Annotated in this window: 19 protein-coding genes; 13 read left to right on the forward strand and 6 right to left on the reverse strand. The window is 66.4% G+C overall.

Annotated features, from left to right (window positions below):
- Nucleotides 1–224: 224 nt before the first annotated feature.
- The 11 genes from AB0F98_RS29535 to AB0F98_RS29585 all read left to right on the forward strand — a co-directional run bounded on the left by AB0F98_RS29535 (nt 225) and on the right by AB0F98_RS29585 (nt 9,284).
- Nucleotides 225–752 (forward strand): SMI1/KNR4 family protein, encoded by a 528-nt coding sequence (locus tag AB0F98_RS29535; RefSeq protein WP_357742108.1) that lies wholly within the window; start codon nt 225–227, stop codon nt 750–752.
- Between the two features lie 179 nt (nt 753–931).
- A complete protein-coding gene (locus AB0F98_RS29540) occupies nt 932–1,396 on the forward strand; it encodes an Imm1 family immunity protein (RefSeq protein ID WP_357742111.1) in 465 nt (154 codons plus the stop codon).
- 292 nt (nt 1,397–1,688) lie between these two features.
- Entirely contained in the window at nt 1,689–2,267 is a 579-nt protein-coding gene (locus AB0F98_RS29545; protein WP_357742114.1) for an RHS repeat-associated core domain-containing protein, read from the forward strand.
- Nucleotides 2,268–4,287: 2,020 nt separating this feature from the next.
- Nucleotides 4,288–4,950, forward strand: a complete 663-nt coding sequence (locus tag AB0F98_RS29550; protein WP_357742117.1) for a hypothetical protein — start codon at nt 4,288–4,290, stop codon at nt 4,948–4,950.
- A gap of 170 nt (nt 4,951–5,120) precedes the next feature.
- Nucleotides 5,121–5,549, forward strand: coding sequence for a DUF4265 domain-containing protein (locus AB0F98_RS29555; protein ID WP_357742120.1), 429 nt, complete (start codon nt 5,121–5,123; stop codon nt 5,547–5,549).
- Between the two features lie 390 nt (nt 5,550–5,939).
- Nucleotides 5,940–6,389 carry a hypothetical protein gene (locus AB0F98_RS29560; RefSeq protein WP_357742123.1) on the forward strand — a complete coding sequence of 150 codons (450 nt, stop codon included), beginning with the start codon at nt 5,940–5,942 and terminating at the stop codon, nt 6,387–6,389.
- Nucleotides 6,390–6,647: 258 nt separating this feature from the next.
- The gene (locus tag AB0F98_RS29565; RefSeq protein WP_357742126.1) at nt 6,648–6,959 is read left to right on the forward strand and encodes a hypothetical protein; all 312 of its coding nucleotides are present in this window, start codon (nt 6,648–6,650) and stop codon (nt 6,957–6,959) included.
- 168 nt (nt 6,960–7,127) lie between these two features.
- Complete coding sequence (locus tag AB0F98_RS29570) at nt 7,128–7,589, forward strand: Imm1 family immunity protein (protein ID WP_357742129.1); 462 nt, start codon at nt 7,128–7,130, stop codon at nt 7,587–7,589.
- On the forward strand, nt 7,582–8,076 hold the full coding sequence (locus AB0F98_RS29575) for an SMI1/KNR4 family protein (RefSeq protein WP_357742296.1): 495 nt from the start codon (nt 7,582–7,584) through the stop codon (nt 8,074–8,076). Before AB0F98_RS29570 ends, AB0F98_RS29575 begins: the two co-directional genes overlap by 8 nt.
- Before the next feature lie 47 nt (nt 8,077–8,123).
- Nucleotides 8,124–8,558 carry an Imm1 family immunity protein gene (locus tag AB0F98_RS29580; RefSeq protein ID WP_357742132.1) on the forward strand — a complete coding sequence of 145 codons (435 nt, stop codon included), beginning with the start codon at nt 8,124–8,126 and terminating at the stop codon, nt 8,556–8,558.
- A 231-nt stretch (nt 8,559–8,789) separates the two neighbouring features.
- Nucleotides 8,790–9,284 (forward strand): hypothetical protein, encoded by a 495-nt coding sequence (locus AB0F98_RS29585; protein ID WP_357742134.1) that lies wholly within the window; start codon nt 8,790–8,792, stop codon nt 9,282–9,284.
- Nucleotides 9,285–9,376: 92 nt separating this feature from the next.
- On the opposite strand, the gene AB0F98_RS29590 is transcribed toward AB0F98_RS29585, so the two are convergent.
- Entirely contained in the window at nt 9,377–9,637 is a 261-nt protein-coding gene (locus AB0F98_RS29590; protein WP_357742137.1) for a hypothetical protein, read from the reverse strand.
- Between the two features lie 518 nt (nt 9,638–10,155).
- On the opposite strand from AB0F98_RS29590, the gene AB0F98_RS29595 reads away from it, so the two are divergent.
- Nucleotides 10,156–11,985, forward strand: coding sequence for a BTAD domain-containing putative transcriptional regulator (locus tag AB0F98_RS29595; RefSeq protein ID WP_357742140.1), 1,830 nt, complete (start codon nt 10,156–10,158; stop codon nt 11,983–11,985).
- 23 nt (nt 11,986–12,008) lie between these two features.
- On the opposite strand, the gene AB0F98_RS29600 is transcribed toward AB0F98_RS29595, so the two are convergent.
- The 4 genes from AB0F98_RS29600 to AB0F98_RS29615 all read right to left on the reverse strand — a co-directional run bounded on the left by AB0F98_RS29600 (nt 12,009) and on the right by AB0F98_RS29615 (nt 13,946).
- Nucleotides 12,009–12,284: a hypothetical protein gene (locus AB0F98_RS29600; RefSeq protein ID WP_076473617.1), complete on the reverse strand. Its 276-nt coding sequence runs from the start codon at nt 12,282–12,284 to the stop codon at nt 12,009–12,011.
- 47 nt (nt 12,285–12,331) lie between these two features.
- A complete protein-coding gene (locus AB0F98_RS29605; RefSeq protein ID WP_076473618.1) occupies nt 12,332–12,763 on the reverse strand; it encodes a hypothetical protein in 432 nt (143 codons plus the stop codon).
- A gap of 194 nt (nt 12,764–12,957) precedes the next feature.
- Nucleotides 12,958–13,662: a VOC family protein gene (locus AB0F98_RS29610; RefSeq protein WP_357742144.1), complete on the reverse strand. Its 705-nt coding sequence runs from the start codon at nt 13,660–13,662 to the stop codon at nt 12,958–12,960.
- A gap of 65 nt (nt 13,663–13,727) precedes the next feature.
- Nucleotides 13,728–13,946: an ester cyclase gene (locus tag AB0F98_RS29615; RefSeq protein WP_357742147.1), complete on the reverse strand. Its 219-nt coding sequence runs from the start codon at nt 13,944–13,946 to the stop codon at nt 13,728–13,730.
- A gap of 102 nt (nt 13,947–14,048) precedes the next feature.
- Here AB0F98_RS29615 and AB0F98_RS29620 point away from each other — a divergent pair, with 102 nt between their 5' ends.
- Nucleotides 14,049–15,014 carry an aminoglycoside phosphotransferase family protein gene (locus AB0F98_RS29620; RefSeq protein ID WP_357742150.1) on the forward strand — a complete coding sequence of 322 codons (966 nt, stop codon included), beginning with the start codon at nt 14,049–14,051 and terminating at the stop codon, nt 15,012–15,014.
- An 84-nt stretch (nt 15,015–15,098) separates the two neighbouring features.
- Here AB0F98_RS29620 and AB0F98_RS29625 read toward each other — a convergent pair whose 3' ends face one another.
- Nucleotides 15,099–15,776 (reverse strand): DUF1028 domain-containing protein, encoded by a 678-nt coding sequence (locus tag AB0F98_RS29625; RefSeq protein ID WP_357742153.1) that lies wholly within the window; start codon nt 15,774–15,776, stop codon nt 15,099–15,101.
- Between the last annotated feature and the right edge of the window lie 64 nt (nt 15,777–15,840).

A 15,840-nucleotide genomic window follows, 5' to 3' on the forward strand; every position in this document is an offset into this window, starting at 1 on the left:
GGCCACCCCCCTAGCGCTGTCCGCTCTTGTGTTTGTGGGGGGGGGGTGAATTCCGGCCCGCCTCCCCGCCCCCACTAATTCTGCGGGGGGCCCCCCCCCCCCCGGCCCCCCCCCGCCAGTGATGCCTTACTGCCGAAATTGGGGGGCGGGCCTAGGGCGATCAGCTCGGCAGCGCCAACTGAGGCGTCTGCTAGGTTGAAGGCTTGTGACCGAGGGGACTCTGCATGGATGACTTGGACTACAATGCTTGGCGAGATTCTATGAGGCGCCTGACTCGAGAGATTGAAACAAATTTTGAGCTGCGCTTCGGTTACCCTCCGGACGTTCAGTATGTTGGTGGACCCACCAGTCAAGAGGATATTGATGAGGCGCAAGCTCAGATTGTAGCTCTTCCGGAAGAGCTCTTACGGTTCTATGCGCATATCTCCGAAGTGTCCTTGCCTGATGTAGATTCTGGGTACTTCATCCATTCTCTGAGAAGGGTATTGGATGGCCGTGCGCGTGCCGATCCAATCAGAATTGGTGCGCAGTGGAATTTGCGGATCTCGGCATTCGGATCCGATGGGGGTGGCACGCTCTATGCCCTAGGTTCAGGTGATGGTGGGCCGGGGCCAGTCTATGCCCTTGCGCCGGGTCCAGTCCGAGATCAAGTGTACGAAGATGAGCTTGGCGCAGTTCGGCTCGCTGACGACTTCAACCAATTTCTTTTATGGCTTCATGCTAAGACTGCGACCTTTTTGGGCGACAGCTGAGTCTCCTCAAAAGTCGATCGTTTTAGATGGCGCGGGTCCGTTGCATGGCCGGCGTCGTTGACGGGCTGGAGTCAGCCGCGAGGGAGGCGATCGAAGGGGTGATTCTAAGTGTCTCATTTGGTCGTGATTGGCGCTATGGTGAGAGTTGGTCCGAAGTGTCAACTCTTGTCTCAGAGGTCATGGAGAAGCTGGAGCCAGAAGGCTTCGTGGGTGGCTCGTACTCCCCTGGCCAGGATGCCTGGTTCTGTCTCTCTGAACAGCGGCACAGTGATGAAAACCAAGTGGCGGACAACTTCCTTCGCGTCGCGGTTAATAGATCGACCGGGTACGGGGGTCTTGTCTGGGGTGTCACGGAAAGCAGTCCCAGAAGGGGCAACATCTACGACTCCGTCTGGGTTTCCAACAACCCCGAGCCGCCGGATTTCGACCCTCGAGTCGTTTCTGACCCCGGCGTCCCGTTGTTCCATGACCCATGCAGCACTCTTCCAATTACCCAAGTGCGTGCCGCCGTTGAGGAATTTTGCCGCACGGGTACGGGCGGCAGGCCGGCGCGTATTGGCTGGGTATCCGGTCACGTGAACGGACGTCGGCTTGACAAGGAGTCGGTGGTCGAGCTTGTCCAGAATGACAATCCATTCGGGTAATAGTTCGTAGCGATCTGGAATGAAACGATGAAGAAACCCCGCCGAATTTGATTCGGCGAGGTTTCTTGTATCCATCATGGTTCTTTGCGTATGAGTGATCCTTTTCCGACCTGATCTTGGTTGCCGCTCTAGGCATTCCGACCGTCATCGACGTCATCCGGCCGACGGACGACAGCCCAAGTCGCGGAAGGGCACAGTTCCGCAACCACGAGCGTATTCCGTAAGCCTCGTCCGCGGCGGTACCTGCCGGTGCGGGGAAACCAATTCTAAGCCCGGCAAACTATCGAGTTATTTGATTCATCAAGCCAAGGGTGAGGAGCCGCACGACGCGTTCCGGTTCAACGCCTCCCGCTGGGACGCGGGCTCGGGCACGTACGACATGGGGTTCCGTAACTACGACCCCGGTCTGAACCGGTTCCTGACGCGGGACGCCGCGGCGAAGTTGGCGAAGACGGGTAAGAAGATCGCCGACGGCATCGACACCGTCAAGGACGTCGAGAAGGGCGTCGAAGCGACCGTCGACGCCAAGGCGTTGCCCACCAACACGCCCAAACCCAAGACGGAGACTCCGACCAAGCCGAAGTGCAACAGCTTCGTGCCGGGTACGAGGGTGCTCCTCAGCGATGGGAGTAGTAAGCCCATCGAGGAGGTGAAGGTCGGGGATCGGGTTCTGGCCGCCGATGTGGAGTCGGGGGACCGGCAGAGCCGTCCCGTCACCCAGTTGATCAAGGGTGATGGGGTCAAGAAGCTGGTCACGATCGTGGTCGACACCGACGGTAAGGCTGGTGGCAAGAACCGGTTCCTGACGCGGGGCGCCTACGGCGGCGCCCTGGCCGACATGGGTCTGTCCATGGACCCCGTTCACGGGTAACCGGTACTCGTTCGCTGGTGGTAACCCGGTCAGCAATCGAATTCGAAGTGCCGGAAGGTCCCGACGCGGACGGGTACCCCTTTCAGTACGGTAAGGCAAATTGGTTCGCTGAACCCACTTTTGCGCTCGGTATCGTCCGGCAGTTGGAAGTCATTGATTTGGCTGGCGATCACGAGTCTTATGTCCAGGTTAAATTCGAACTCAGGTACACTCTAGACGACGATCTTGAATCTATCGAAAGTCATTCAGAGCGTATGGTTCCCTGGCGGTGAAACCTCGTTCGATAGCTGGGTTGATATCCGTCGAGCGGGCACCAATTGCGAGCATTATTGCCGCGAAGAACCCCGCGTGATTTTGCAGTCTGGCAAGAGCTGGTTTAGCTAGGCATCAAACGCCCAAAACGTCAGAAGGCATACTGAGGCAGCCGGACCTAGTCCGGCTGCCTCATCGGTTCAATTGGCTTGATGACTTGTCGGCAAACATTATCCAGGGGTCTGGTAAAATCCGCAGATAATGACATTGTCTGAGTATTGGGAATACGAGGACACTCGCAGTGAGTCCAGCCTGGCGGATATTCCGCCAGGCTGGCTCCTGGGACGTGTCGTGGCGCAAACCCAGGCTGGGCAGGCGGGACCAGTGCTCCACCGGGTGCGTGAGGTGCTCTCTGTCGCGGTCCAGCTCGAAGCTGAAGGCGAGACGATGCTCGGCTCATGGCGCCGGCGCCTTCCGCGTTGGTTCGTGAACGCCTGTGACACTGCCGTGCAGGACTCTGACGAGTCGTCTATGGACGAGGGCTCTCCGGAAGATGAGCCGTGGCCCCTCGAATCATGGACTGCCTGGTTCGACCGAACGGAGGACCCGGACCGTCTTGCACGGTCTTGGCGGTGGTGGCATGCGGAGACCCAGGAGAAGGAGATTCTGATTGTGCTCTGCATTGATGGGTTCCCGTGTCCCGTCGGTAGCCTCAGGTGGCTTCTTCTGGCGGCTGGTGCCACCTCCGTCAGTGACCTCCAGGCGACTAACGCACGGGCTCTGGCGGCGCGTGGGGAACAACCGCGACTGAGGCTTCGGTCTGGCTGACCGGATCCGCCCGTGATCGACGGCCCGGGTGCCTGAGAGGGTGTTTCACTTACTACCGACGGGATCTGGAGATAGAGGATCTCAGGGGAATGGAGTCGCATCTCGCCGAGGTTGGAGGTGAAATCGACGCACATGCGGCACGAGTAATTGCCGTAACCATCCCTGCTGCAGCACCGACCTCGACGCTGACGACTCTCCTTGAGAGTCATCCGCGACGTGGGACTTCGAATGGAGGATTTCGAAGCCTCCGCGCCCCGCATAGCTGTACCGATGTCCCGGATGGCGCTCGCTGATGTTCGGCGAGCGTCATCCGGCCAATTGGTGCCCCTCACGCACTCACGTGCTGAATTCGGAAATTCCCTTCTGACGGGGCGCGATGTCGTACTCCGGCGGCAGGACTGCCGGTGGGGCTGGTCGGCTGGTATGGCTGCGGGTTTGGCCGCGGTGGTTTGCAAAGGTCATTACGAGGACATGCGCGGGTAGGAATCGCTGCCCGCACGTGTTCGCCATCCGGGCTCTTGAGTTGAAGCTTTCGCTGCAGGACCCTGCGGGGGTGTAAACATCGTCTGCCCGCTCCGCCCACTGTCACCCCGGCGCCTTCGGCCTTGGCGGTGGCATCCGTGACGTCCGCTCCCAAGCCGCCGCACACAGATGACTACCGCGACAGCACCCTGTCGGGTAGTCATCCGGCAACGTCACCGTCTAAAGCTCGTGATTCCTCAGCGCTCTCGAAGTTGAAGATGCCACCTCCGAAACCATCGCCCCTGCCAGGGTGGGCACGCCACCCGACGGCACTGGCCGCCAATGCCGGAACTGGCTTTCTTCGGTGTTCGGCCGTTCGCTGCTGGCCCAGCTGGTCGTCGCGTCCGCAATCTTCTGATCGCCAACGGGCGGCCTGCCCGAGTCGGTGGGCGGGTCCGGGGACTCGTATCCTGTCACGGTGACCGTGTACGACGTTGCCGCTAAACTGCCACCGATCAATGTTCTGCACGATCGTTCGCGGGCGCTCGCCATGCTGGACTCCATCATCGGCGGCGACTTTTACGACTTCGATCGGAGTTGGCGCGGAGGTGAGGCGGCCTCGATGCGCAACGGAAGCGGCGAGGAATACAACATCGTCTTCACGCTGGACGGCGCATTTATCCGAGGCAACTACCATGATTCGCCAATGCATATGATTAATGGCGGACGGCTGTGGCCCGGGCTGCTCAACGGCTTACCGGAACAGTTCGAGTGGCTAGTGCGGGAACCTGCCTTCTGCTACGAGAACGGCGAACTGGAGGCCACCTTCGTGCTATGGCGGCGCCTGACCGATGACCAGTGGCGGGCCGGCAGGGGCATCGACTTCTCGCGAGCCGAAGAAGAGGAGGACGATCCCGACGGCTCGTGGTTGCTCGACATTTTGTGCGACGGGACCGCTCAAGAGTACGTCCAGCACGCCGGGGAGGTCTATGAGAAAGCCCTCGCCCCAGCCGCAGTCGAGTACGTCCTCGCGCTGAATCCTCTCACTGACTCTGCAATCCGTGCATTGAATCCGGCACTGGGCTTGGCCGATCTGCGTGACAGGGCAGCAGAACTCAGCTATCCGGTCGGAGTGGAGTGAGCTGATCGAAGCCGGGGGCCAGCCGATCCAGCCAAGCTGTTCGAGGCTGAAAAGGTCGGCTCTTCGATATCTGCGCAGCGGAGGTCCCGAACGACACGGTACTGAGATAGGCCGGTGGTGCGCGGACCGCGGAAGCTGCGTCCCTCATACGGAAGAACGGATGGGATTCCTTGGCAGAAGTTGTTCAGGTGCTGATCGGCAGGACGCGGGCAGGTCAGGATTCGTTCGAATCGCTGCTCGTAACCCCCGTCGGTTCCGGGCTGTACCTGTTGGAGCGTTCACCGCTGATGGCGGATGGTATTGCCCGCGGTGATATCGTTCGCATCGAAGATGGTGGACGAACCTACCACGTAGTTCGCGACGGCGGCCACTACGCACTGCAAATTTACTATCGACGGGACCTTGAGATCGAGGATCTCAGAGGCATGGAGTTGGATCTCTCCGAACTTGGCGGTGAAATCGACGCGCATTCGGCACGAGTGATTGCCGTAACGATTCCTGCGGCAGCGCCGACGTCAATGCTGACGAATCTCCTTGAGAGCCATCCGCGACGTGGCGACTTCGAATGGAGGATTTCGAAGCCTCCGCACACTACTTAGCTGTATCGATGTCGCGGACGACCTTCGCTGATGTTCGTCGAGGGTCATCCGCTCGCCACTTCTCTCAACCTGCTTGACGTGTGAGGTCATCGGGAGGGGTGAGCACAACTCATACCGCGGACAGATGGAAGAAGTTGCGCCGCGCCGCGTACGTCTTAATCTCGGACAAGGGTACTGCGACGGAGCAGCTCAGAGGATCAGGCCAGAGTAGGGGAGCCGGGGGCGTCGCCGTTTGTCCAGGTGGCTAGGGAGAAGGGGCTGTTCGAGTCGTGACGAGCGCCGAGGTCGAGAAGCAAATCAGCCCCGTCGTCGAATCCTTGACCGAAACGGCGCGAGAGGCGGGCCACCCTGACATCGTTGATCGTCTGATTTCCCCCGCTGCGTCAGACGATGTACGACCTGGACGCGTTGCCGCGCACGGACGACTTCTGGTCGGGGAAGGCAAACGATCGGGCCACCATCTACAAGCTCGTCGACTACGCGCAGGCTCGGGTCGATCGTGATGCCGATGATCGCCTCGCTAGCCGTACGTTGGTCGCGTTGGCGTTGCGTTACGGGGACAACGATGGGGGATTGCCGTATCTCACCTCGGAGGTTGCTGCAGATCCCACGGCCGTTGGCGATGCGGTGATCGCGGCGTATTGGATCTGGTCCCAGATTGGCCTCGACACGACGTACGAGCTGCGTCGGACGCTCTCCGCTGCTGATCGAGCAGCGCTCACGGGCTTGGCGCGGTGCCGTCAGGGCTGGACCGCGGTGGCTGCTCGGATCGCTCTCGATGTCCTAGCTGGAGGCAGCCTTGAGGACGCCTACACCCGTCACCACCGGCAGTCACAGTAGCGGCGGATAGCGGCGGCCTCTGTGCCGCATGGAGACGCCACGGGAGCGGGGCTGGGTTTCCTCCTATCGCTCGTGTCCGACGTTTGTTGTCCGGGGCCGGCGGCTTCTTGCGGGCAACCCTGCGGCAGCTCTTCGTCGCGCCGAGCGACTCGGCCGGGGTGCCGGTGAAGAACGTCACGCTGGGGTTCAGCGTACGATCATGGCGCGGTGCTACGACGTGATCGGACTGCGCGAGGTTTCCGAGCAGGAGATGTGCCAGTGTCGGCCGGAGACTACGAAGAGGACGGCTTCCTCGGGTCGTTTCGTGCGTTTGTCGGCAACGGCCTGCTCATCGTGAGGGATGTCAACTCGGTGGAGACGCATGCCGAATGGCCTGGGGACAGCGAGATCCATGCCACGGCGGACTCGATCTATCTGTGCGTTCAGCATCCTGTCGACGGCCCGGTGACCGTGGATCTGTTCGAGGGTGATTCGCCGGACCTTGCCCTAGCTGGCGCCGCACTGTTCGACGGGACCATCTCGTCCCTGCACGGCGAGTTCGTCCTTCATGACCCAGCCGAAGGGATCTAGTTGCAGGCGATCACCGACCGTCCGGGCCCCGCCCGTCTGCGAATCTCCGGCGACGACGTGTCGCGGCCTGCCATCGTCCGCTTCCAGATCTGGTACTGATCGGGCCGACGCTTGATTCTCCACCTCCGGACCGATGCCCGCTACCACTACGCCGAGACGTGGCCGGGCATGCGTGACCTCATCACGCTTGCCGTCGACGAGCAGAGAGTGTCGCTGCCGGGCGTCGGTGCGGGCGACAACGTGGTGTTCACGTTCGCCGAGCGGCGGCACACGGCAAGGACCCGCGACTGGTGGCCGGACAACTACCTCCACGTCTCGGTCAACTCATCGACTGGCTACGGCGGCCTCGTCTGGTACGTCAGTCCCCAACGCGCCGCGCGGGACCGAGATGAGGTCTCCCAGTGGTGTTGGGTGTCCGACAATCCGACTCCACCGGACTTCGACCCACGGGTTCTCTCGGACCCTGGCAGCCCACTCTGCTACGACCGTCGCAGCGTCCTTCCGGTCGCGCAGGTTCGAACCGCTGTGGAAGAGTTCTGTCGCACCGGTACCGGTGGCCGGCCCGAGTGCATCCGATGGGTCCGTGGTGAGATCAACGGAGAGCGTCGGGCGGCTGGTGGGGATGACTGAGAGCCTTCCGTTCGAAGAGGGTCCCTCGTCCTGGTCGGGGCCGGCGCTGACCGCGGACATGGTGCGTCGGGCCGAGGCGACCCTCGGGGTCCGCTTGCCGCATGCGTATGTCGAGGTGATGTATCAGCAGAACGGCGGTGTGCTGAAGGACGGCTGCTTTCCGACGAGCTTCCGGACGTTTTGGACGGCCGACCACTTCCAGGTTGACGTGATCATGGGTGTCGGGTTTCCCGAGGGGGTCGACGCCCTGTCCGCTTACTTGATCGCCGAGTGGGGCTACCCCGAGGTCGGGGTCGTGCTGGGCGTGACACCTCTGGCCGGTCCCGACACCGTCATGCTGGACTACTCCGCGTCCGGGCCGGATGGCGAGCCGGCGGTCGCCTACGTCGGTGAGGACAGAGTCCCCCGGCGGGTCGCCAACTCGTTCGAGGAGTTCATGAACCGTCTGGTCTCGTGTCAGGCGTATGACGACGATCAGGACCAGTAGGTTCTTCACTCCTGCTACGAAGGGCTTCTCTACAGGGAGGGCGGTTCATGCAGTTCCGCGTGGAGGCGTACTACCGACCACAGCATGGCGACGAGCGTGAGTTGCTTGCCACGCCAGAGGACGTGGACCGGCTGATCGATGCACTGTTGGCGGGGCCGACCCACCAGAATCTGGCTGAGCTGCATTCCCTGGAACGGTCACCCCTACCTTCCGGAACTCCCGACCATGAGCTGCTGGTGGGTGCCGATCGCACGCTCCAGGTCGGTGTTCTCGAGTTCATGGATGCCAGCGGTAACTGGACGACGGTCGGGTCGCACAAGGGTCGTACCGAGGTTCGTTACTCCTGCGTGAATCAGATGACCGAGTTCCCTGCGCATTCGGAGATTTCCGTAGCCCTGCTGAGTCGGGCGGTGAAGGAGTTCTGTCTGTCCGGCGGGCAGCGGCCCACGTGCGTCCAGTGGGAGAAGCCGGAGTTCTGGTGATTGTTGGAGAGACAGCCCGGCCCTGGCGACACCGGTAGACCGGAGGCCGGCACCAGGGTGCTTCGTCCCGTTGCCCGGACCGTGTAACGAAGGAGTCCCATTGGTCGCTGTACGAGCGTGCAAGCCCGATTGATGAAGAAAACGACAGGCACACGTCTCCACGTTGCGGCTCTGGCCGTCACTGGGCTCACCCTTCTCGCCGGCTGCGCGGAACCGGGAGCGGCCGAGTGGGTGGCCCCGGACAGCAAGGCCGCCGCTGCGGCCAGCCCCACAGGCCCGGCCCGCCCGAAGGCCGTCACCTCCGCCTGCAAGATACTGACGGCCGACGCCGTCATCGACCTGCTGGGCGGCACCTCGAGCACCAAGCTCAAGGCGCGCGAGGCCGGCGTCGAGGATCTCGGCGACGGAGCGAAGCGCTACACCTGCGGTTACGGGCGCGACGGTGCTGAGCCGTTCGCGTTGTCGGTCACCGAGCGGCCCGATCCGGACGGCACCGTCGTCGAGTCGATCGACCAGATCGCCGACTACGCCGACGGCGAGGTCAAGCGGATCACGGGGCTCGGCGACGGCATCGACGGCCTGACGTACGTCAAGGACAACCTGCGGGGAGCCGCTGTCGCCGTCCCGTACCAGAAGCAGCTGCGGATCGCGGTCTTCCTGGGCCCCCAGCAACTCCCGCGCGACAAGATGGTCGAGGTCGTGCAGCATCTCGTCACGCGGCTCTGAGCGTCATTACGACGTCACGAGACGGTCCTTGACGTCCGTCGGAGGCGGACGGCACCGATCGCAAGCGCGGCTTGGCCGGACTTTCGACCCGGTTACTGCTCCCGCCACGTGAAGTCGGTCAGGAGGCGTGGCACGTCGTGGGCGAGCCGCAGCGCGGCCAGCCCGGTCTCCGGTCGCACCAGCGCGGCGGCCGGTACCCACGCCTCCTGGCCGCACAGCAGGACCTCCACCAGATCCGTGGCCGGTGACTCCGCCAGCCAGTGCCAGGTGCCGTGGAGCAGTGAGACGGTGCTGAACTCGTCGTGCAGAGACACGATCAGCACGTCTTCGTCGCCGGTGGCAGGCAGATTCAAGCGGGGTACCCTCTCGTGCTCGTGAAGGCCCCGGGCACCTGGCGACTCACCGACGTGGGGTCGGTGACTGGAAACGGCTGCAGTGGAGGGCCCCGTAGGTCGGCGGTTGAGGCGGGGTGTGGCACCGCCAGGTGGAGTGCCGCCGACCCGAACGGGCAGCCGGCCGGGCCGGATCGGTGATCATGTTGCGGCCGTGCGAGGGCTTGGCGGCGGGGCGTTGGCAGTGTGTGCTGGTCGTGCGTCCGTCGCCGTTTGTTCGTCGTCCCGTCGAGGCGGGTTTGCCGGCGATCCGGACGGGGTAGGGGTTGTGGCTGGTCAGGCCTGACTGTGATCTGTGTCGATGGAGTCTGTCCACATCGGGCACCATGGGAGCGTTTTCCTGCCGCTGCCCGTTACGTCGACACGCCGTTCCTTCGCATTGACACTCATCACACTCTCCGAGCCGCCGATCGGCTTGTTGCCCGACTTCCCGCCCGTCTAGCCTGAGCCAGCTCAAGGCGTAACGGGGGGCTCACGACATGCGACTACAGATCCGGCTACTCGGGGCTGTGGAGCTGACCGTCGACGGCCGGATCACCACGCCGACACCGCCGAAGCGGCGCGCCGTGCTCGCCGGGCTCGCACTGGACGCCAACCGCTCCGTCTCGCTGGACCGGCTGGCCGGCATGGTGTGGCGGGACGAGGCCCCGGCCTCCGCCGTCGCCAACCTGCGCTCGCACGCGGCGAACCTGCGCCGAGTGCTCGGCGACCGCCTGATCGCCCGTCCGAACGCGTACGAGCTGACCCTGGCACCGCACGAGCTGGACGTCACCGAGTTCCAGCAGCTGGCGGGGAAGGGGCGTACCCGACTTGCCGACGGTGACCCGGGGGGCGCGGTGGAGTCGCTGCGCGCGGCCCTGGACTGCTGGCGGGGCGCGGCCGGGGAGGGGCTGCCGCGCGGCACCGCCCTCGACAACCGCTGGGCGAGTCTGGACGAGCAGCGACTCCAGGTCTTCGAGGAGCTGATCGAAGCTCGCCTCGCCTTCGGGGAGCACCTTGTCCTGCTCCCGGAGATCCGGCGGCACGTCGCCACCCACCCGCTGCGCGAGCGGGGCTGGGGACAGTTGATGCTGGCCCTCTACCGGGTCGGGGACGTGCCCGCCGCGCTCACCGCCTACCGCGACGCGCACACCGCCCTGAAGGAACAGCTCGGTATCGACCCGGGCGAGGAACTGGCCCGCTTGCACCGGGCTGTGCTCGACCGGTCTCCCGGGCTCGCGTACGTCCCTCCGGACACCCCGATCGCCGTTCTCGCGCCGGCTCCGGCAGCGGTTCCGCCGGTCACCGTTCCTCGCGAGCTCCCCGCCGACCTGGTCACCTTCGTCGGTCGTACGACGGAGGTGGCGGAGGTGGCCGCGGCCGTGACCGGCGCCGCTCCGGCCGCCGCGGTGCTCAGCGGACCGGCCGGCAGCGGCAAGACGGCGCTGGCGGTACGCGCGGCGCACACGGTGGCCGCCGCCTTCCCGGACGGGCAGGTCTTCGTCGACCTCGGCTACCGGCCGTCGGTGACCCCCGCCGAGGTGCTGGCCCGGGTGCTGCGCGCGCTCGGCGTGCCGGCCGCGGAGGTGCCGTACGGGATCGACGAGCTGGCCGGCTGGGTGCGGTCCCGGGTCGCCGGACGGCGGCTCCTGCTCGTGGTGGACGGGGTCACCGGCGCCGAGCAGGTACGGCCGCTGATCCCGGCCGCTCCCGGGCCCGCCCTGATCGTCGCCGGGCAGCGGCACCTGCGCAGCCTCGACGGCGTCCGCCGGATCGACCTTGACCCGCTCAGTGTCGCGGAGGCGAGGCCGCTGCTCGCCATGCTCGCCGGCGTCGACCGGCTGAAGGCCGACCCGGCCGCGACGGCCGAGCTGGTGCGGCTCTGCGCCGGCTCGGTGCTGGCGTTGCGGATCGCCGGGTCACGGTTGGCGAGCCGGCCGGACCTGTCGGTGGCCACCTTGGTCGCGCAGCTGCGCGACGGCCGCGACCGGTTGGATCTGCTCGCGTACGAGGACCTCTCGGTGCGTGCCCGTCTCGCCACCGGCGTCGCAGCCGTGCGGTTCAGTGACGAGGTGGCCGGCCGGCTGCTCGAACAGCTGGGCGAGGCGCCGGACGCCCCGGTTCTGCCGGAGCGGAGCGCCGACCGGCTGGGGGTCAGCGTGCACCGGGTCTGGCAGGCGCTGGAGGAACTGGCCGACGCGCACCTGGTGCGCCGCGACGAGCCGGCCGGATACCGGCTGCCCGCGCTGGTGCGCGACTACGCGGCGGAGTTGGCGAAGGATTCCGCGCCGACGCTGACCGGCTGGCGGATCGACCCGGTCGCCGCCTGAACGCCCCGCGGACCCGGTAGTGCTCAGACGACGGTGCCCCGGACGATCGCCACGGCGACGCGGCAGAACTCGTCCATGTCCGGGTTGAAGCCCGCCGCGATGTCGGGGTGCAGGCCGGCCCGGGTCTCGTCGAGCAGCCGCTGGCAGACCTGTTCGACGGGCTCGCCACCGTAGCCGGCGCGGACCCGTTCGGTGGCTGCCTGGAGAGCCGAGGTCAGCTGATCCTCCAGCGGGCCGCGCAGCTTCCGCTGCACCGGGTCCAACCCGCGCGGGTCGAGCGTGACATGTGGCTCCGACATCGGCGCTCCCTTCGTCGGCGTCCGCGGTACCCCACCGCGGACGTCGGTCAAACCACGTTCGGTACGGCGGCCACCCGCACCTGGTACGAGAATTCCTCCGCCGGCTGCTCGACGTACGACAGTCGGCGGATCTGCCGGTCGTCGGAGTAGAGCGCGACGTCCACGAGGACGCCGAGGTGGGCCAGGCCGATGTTGGCCACCCGCTTCTTGTCCTGGAGCACCGCGCACACCCCGCCGAGCAGCGTGCTCGCATCGGAGGTGCGGTGCCCCGGCGGGCAACGCAACACGAGGTCCACCTCGATCGGCCCGGTGAGCGGGGTCCAGCCGGTGTGCTGGGCCGCCGCCAGGGCCGCCTGGAGCAGGGCGCGGACCCTCGTCGCCTGCCGGTGCCCGGCGGCGAAGATGGACAGCGCCTCGGTCTTGACCGGTGGCAGGCCGCTCACCTCGAACGTCAGGGCGAGAGCGCGGGTGTCCTGCACGACGGCACCTCCTCGTTGCGGACGATCCTGCCCAAGCGGCTGACCGGTGGTGGGTGTTCCGGGGAGAACCAACCGATCGGGCGGGGTGGGGGTCGGCCGGAGGCGTATCGACGTCGGCGGCGTACGCGCTGGCAGTGGAGCTAGGAACTAGGGAAAAGCTAATGCACCGGGCCGGAGCTGGGTAGCGTTGACGCTCACTGGGTGGGACGCGGTGCGAACGCGCAGAACTCGTTGCCTTCCGGGTCGGCCAGGATCCACCAGTCGATCTCGTCGTCACGCTCGCGTAGCAGCGTGGCACCGGCCTCGATGAGAGCGGTCGGGGCCGCGTCGACCAGCCCCACGTCCCAGTGCATCCGGTTCTTGACCGTCTTGCGCTCCGGCACCGGCATGAAGATCCAGTAGTCCCAGGGGAAGCCGCTGGCGTCGACCAGGCGGGCGTACCCGTCGTCGCTGGTCTCGACGGTGCCGCCCACCACCCGGGCCCACCAGGTCGCCTGCGCGACCGGGTCGGCCGCGTCGACGACCAGCGCCAGCGGCCGGGGCGGCGACCCCTTCTCTGGTGGGAAGACGCAGAACACGTTGCCGTCCGGGTCGGCCAGCACCCACCAGCTGTTCTCGGCATCCGGTTCGCGGACCACCCGCGCCCCGGCCGCCAGCAGCGCCGCCGGATCGGGGTCGGCCATCCGCAGGTCGAGGTGGACGCGGGTCTTGCCGGTACGTGGCTCGGGCACCGTGTTCACCCAGATCGACTCGGCGTCGGACCGGGCGGCCCGTGGGTCCACGCGGGTGTCGCCGTCGCCGAGATCCACCAGCTTGCCGTCGAGGATGCCGGTCCAGAAGGCGCCGAGCCGGTGGGCGTCGGCCGCGTCCAGGCACAGGTCTTTGAAGTGCGCGATCACGGCACCATCATCCGCGATGAATGTGACAGACCTACAGGCGATTTCCGGGCGCGGGCGCGATGACGTCAGGAGTCGCCCCTGAGTTGGGCCAGCAGACCGGCTCGGTCGATTTGCATCCAGTACTCCGTGATCAGCCCGTCCTCGACGTGATAGACGACCGAGTTGATCTGACGGACGGTCCGACCGGTCGGCGCGATGCCGTGCACCGGCTCGAGGTGGCGCCCCACCTGGGCCAGCCGGACATACGCCCGCGCACCGTCGAGCCCGCGGCCAGGTGGCCTCACTCACCCCCGGCTGGCGAGAGGTGACTGGCGCTGGTGGTCGAAGCGCCCGGCGACGGCGAAAATCGCATTGCCGGGCGGACCGCCGGCTGCGACGCTCCGACGGTGATCGACAAGCCGGGCGTCGACGAGCGGTCGCTGGCGGCCGAGGTGGCCGACGCCTGGGCCCTGGACATCGCCGGTCTTGTGTTCATGCCGGTCGGGCTCGATGGGCACGCCTGGGCGTACCGGGTGGACACATCCGACGGCCGGCGCTACTTCCTCAAGATGCGCCGCGGCGACTTCACCCAAGCGGCCGTCCGGCTGCCCGGCTTCCTTCGGGCGCACGGCGTGAGCCAGGTCGTGGCGCCGATCGACCTGCCGAACGGCGAGGCCGGCCACGGCTTCGGGGACTACCGGCTGCTGCTCTACCCGTTCCACGACGGCGGGAGTCTGTGGGGCCGCGGGCTCACCGACCGCCAGTGGACCGAGTACGGCGAGTTCCTGGGCCGGCTGCACGCGGTCGCGCCGAACGCCGACCTCGCGGCGGTCCTGCCGGTCGAGACCTACCGGTCGAGCGCGGGCGAGCGGCTGCGGACCCTCGCCGGGCCGGCCGCGTCGAGCGAGGCCCTCGGCCCCTTCTGGCACCGGTACGGCACGGCGCTGCACCGGTTGTCGGAGACGGTCGACGATCTGGCCGCCCGCGTGACGCGAGGAGGGTACGTCGTCTGCCACGCCGACATCCACCCCGGCAACCTGATCGCCGACGGCGACGGCCCGCTGCACGTCGTGGACTGGGATGCGCCGATCCTCGCGCCGCGCGAACGGGACCTGATGTTCGTCCACAGCCGGGACTTCGGCGACCATCCGATCAACGCGCACCGCGCCGAGCTCTTCCGTCGGGGCTACGGTCCGCTGGAACCGGATCAGACCTTGTTGAGCTACTACCGCGGCGAACGGCACCTCGACGACGTCGCCGTGTTCCTGCAGAGCATCCTCGACCGCGAGGCCAGTGCGGAATCGCGGACCAACGACCTGTATTGGCTGACCCGCATCGCCGAGACCGTCGCCGGCCCCGGCTACGCGCCCTGATCCTCTCCCGACCGGCGGCCGGGTCTGCCGCGCTTCCAGCCGCCGCCCCGAGGCGGCGTCGCTCCCACTCGGTCAGCGCGCGAGCTACCCGAGCGCGTGCCGGGCGGCCTCGCCCGTGGGGTCGTCGCGGGTGGGCAGCCGCCGGATGGTCGGCAGCACTTCCTCCCGGAAGACGCCGTGCAGCCGGCGCAGCTCCCGCGCCGGATGCACGGCGTCGTCGACCCGCACGTCCCAGAGGGGGTACGGCTGATCACTGATCACCGTGACGGTCGCCGACCGTGCGCCGTGCCGGTCACCGCCGGTCTCCTCCCCGGCCTCGATGGCCAGCACGAGCCGCTCCGCCAGGTCGAGTTCCGCACTGTCCTCGAACACCCGGACGATCTGCGCGAGGGTCTCCGGGCCTACCAGGCGGTTGCCCTGCACCGCGTAGCCCGGCCCGGTGTGGTGCCCCGCCCAGTCCTTGGCGCGGGAGCCGGTGTAGGCGTGCGAGCGGCCCTGGTGGTCGACCATGCCGACTTGCCGTACCTCCCGACCCGGGTCCCGGGCCAGCAGTTCGGTCAGGACGTCCTGCGGCGAGCGGCCGTCGCCGAGCAGCGGCAGGCCGTCGTAGGCCAGGAACGGGTTGGGGGTGGCCTGGGTCGCCACCGCACCGGCGCCGGCCTGGACGTGCGCGACGAGCTTGCCTACCGCGGGTCTGGCCGTCAGGGCGCCCACCCCGAGCTGGCCGGTACGCGGACACCGTGCGGCGATCGAGAAGGTCACATCGGCGGGTACCCGGACGAATGTCCGGCATGCCCGAGCGGCGCGGCTGCTGCCAGCTGCGCTG

Source organism: Micromonospora sp. NPDC023737, assembly GCF_040639715.1.
In the GTDB taxonomy this organism is placed as follows: domain Bacteria; phylum Actinomycetota; class Actinomycetes; order Mycobacteriales; family Micromonosporaceae; genus Micromonospora.